This window comes from Kitasatospora sp. NPDC091257 (genome assembly GCF_044757675.1).
GTDB classification, from domain to species: Bacteria; Actinomycetota; Actinomycetes; order Streptomycetales; family Streptomycetaceae; genus Kitasatospora; species Kitasatospora lactacystinica.
The window spans coordinates 1-2,217 of record NZ_JBIVVI010001364.1 but is presented as its reverse complement, the minus strand read 5'-3'; the positions used below and the strand labels follow the sequence as shown (position 1 = coordinate 2,217).

Sequence of the window (2,217 nt, the reverse complement as noted above, 5' to 3'; positions counted from 1 at the left end):
GGCTCGGCACCGGGACGGAGCCGGCTCGGTGCCGGGACGGGCCGGGACGGGCCGGGCGCCGGGGCCGAGTACCGGGCCGGAGCGGGCTCCCCGGCGCCCACCCGCGCGGTGGGCCGGGAAGTAAGCGGTGTTAGCGTGCCTGGTCGTGGGCACGCCGAACGCGGGTGCCCGCCCACCAGCTGCCCACCGGATCCAAAGGGTGCCCCGCCATGGCCAAGTTCCTGCTGAGCCTGCACGTCCTCGTGTCGGTCCTGTTCATAGGCCCGGTCGCGGTGGCCGTCAGCATGTTCCCGCGCCGGGCGAAGGCCGCGCTGGCCGGCGGCCCGGACCGGGCCTCCGACGCCGGCGTGCTGCGCGTGCTGCACCGGATCACCCAGGTCTACGCGCTGCTCGGGGTCGCGGTGCCGGTGCTGGGCATCGGCCTGGCCCAGGTGATGGACGTGCTCGGGCAGTCCTGGGTGATCGTCTCGATGGTGCTGACCGCGATCGCCGCGCTCGCCCTGCTGCTCTTCGTGCTGCCCGGCCAGCAGGCCGCGGTGGACGCGCTCGAACTCGACCCGTCGGACGAGCAGCACACCAAGGCCGTCGGCGGTCTGAAGATGCTGCCGATGACCGCCGGGGTGTTCAACCTGCTGTGGGCCGTGGTCGTGGTGCTCATGGTCATCCGCCCGGGGTCGAGCACCGGCGTCTGAGGCCCTGCTCCCCGGTCCCCTGCTCCCGCCGCGCCCTCCCGACCACCGCGCCCCCTCCCGCCGACCGGGCCCGTTCGAGTACCGTCCTGGGCCATGACGATCATGGCGGGCATGGGCAGCCCGACGGGAACCGGCGTCGGCCCGCTGCTGCGCGGCTGGCGGGAACGACGGCAGCTCAGCCAGCTGCAACTGGCACTGCGGGCGGACTCCTCGGCCCGCCACCTCAGCTTCGTCGAGAACGGCCGCTCCCGGCCGAGCCGGGAGCTGGTGCTGCGACTGGCCGAGCAACTGGACGTCCCGGTGCGCGAGCGCAACACCCTGCTGCTGGCGGCCGGTTACGCCCCGCACTATCGCGAGACACCGCTGGACGACCCGTCGATGGCCGCGCTGCGCGGCGGACTGGAACGGCTGCTGGCCGCCCACGACCCGTACCCGGCGGTCGTGGTCGACGGGTCCTTCCGGGTGCTGGCGGCCAACCGCTCGCTCGGGCTGCTCATCAACGGCGTCGCCCCTCACCTGCTGGAACCGCCGTTCAACGCGATCCGCGTCACCCTGCACCCCGACGGGCTGGCTCCGCGCATCGTCAACCTGCGGCAGTGGCGGCAGCACCTGCTGGAGCGGATGGAACGGCAGCTGGAGCTGGTCCGCGCCGAGCCGCTGCGCCGGCTGTACGAGGAGGTCCGCGGCTACCCCGAACCGCCCGCCGAGGACCCGGCGGGCGGACCGGCCGGGAACGGCTCGGCCGGGAACGGACCGGCCGCGGCCGGATCCGTCACGGGCGGACCGGCCGTCGACGGGTTCCCGTTCGCGCTGCCGATGCGGATCCGGCACGAGGGACGGGTGCTCTCCTTCCTCTCCACCATCGCGACCTTCAACACGCCGGTGGACGTCACCGTCTCCGAGCTGGCCATGGAGACCTTCCTCCCCGCCGACACGGAGACGGCACGGTTCCTGCAGGCCGCCGTCGGGCCCGAACGCTAGGCCCGCTCGCGGGCCTCTCGCCGCAGGGCGGTGAACTGGAGGACGGCGAACAGGGCCACCACCGCGGCCTGCACCGGGATCCAGACCGACCCGGCGGTGGTCGGCTCCAGCCACACCTCCATCGCGACCAGGCTGAGCACCACCCAGGCGAGGTTGACGTCGATCACGGTCCGCACCCCGAGCACCGGCGGCCGTCGGCGGGCGGCCAGCGCGCCGACCGCGAGCGCGTAGCCGAGGAGCAGCAGCCCGACATCGACCAGGGTGGTGCGGCCGGCGCCGAGCAGTTCGCCGAGCGGGCCGGAGAGGACCAGGTAGGCCAGGCCGTTGCCGCCGGTGACCAGGGCGTCCAGGGCGAGGGCGCCGCGCACCGTCCGGGGCGAGAGGACGGAACCGGGCCTGGCGGGGGTGAGGGTGTTCACGTGGGCGGACACGGCGGATCGCCTCCTGTCGGGGGTTCTGGTGGGCGGCCTCGGAGGCGATCGCGAGGAAGGCCTCCTCCAGCGAGGCGCTGCGGGCGTCCAGGACGCCGAGCGCGATCCCGTGG

General features: G+C 74.4%; 3 protein-coding genes. 2 read left to right on the top strand and 1 reads right to left on the bottom strand.

All coding sequences use genetic code 11. The features are described 5' to 3' along the window. Positions 1 to 209 precede the first annotated feature (209 nt). Together ACIQOV_RS38315 and ACIQOV_RS38310 are read left to right on the top strand one after the other, a co-directional pair. A complete protein-coding gene (locus tag ACIQOV_RS38315) occupies positions 210 to 692 on the top strand; it encodes a hypothetical protein (protein ID WP_359907208.1) in 483 nt (160 codons plus the stop codon). A 93-nt stretch (positions 693 to 785) separates the two neighbouring features. Then, on the top strand, positions 786 to 1,673 hold the full coding sequence (locus ACIQOV_RS38310; protein WP_401055382.1) for a helix-turn-helix domain-containing protein: 888 nt from the start codon (positions 786 to 788) through the stop codon (positions 1,671 to 1,673). Here the strand turns inward: ACIQOV_RS38310 and ACIQOV_RS38305 are convergent. Continuing rightward, positions 1,670 to 2,092 (bottom strand): hypothetical protein, encoded by a 423-nt coding sequence (locus tag ACIQOV_RS38305; protein ID WP_401055384.1) that lies wholly within the window; start codon positions 2,090 to 2,092, stop codon positions 1,670 to 1,672. The genes ACIQOV_RS38310 and ACIQOV_RS38305 overlap by 4 nt on opposite strands. Positions 2,093 to 2,217 lie beyond the last annotated feature (125 nt).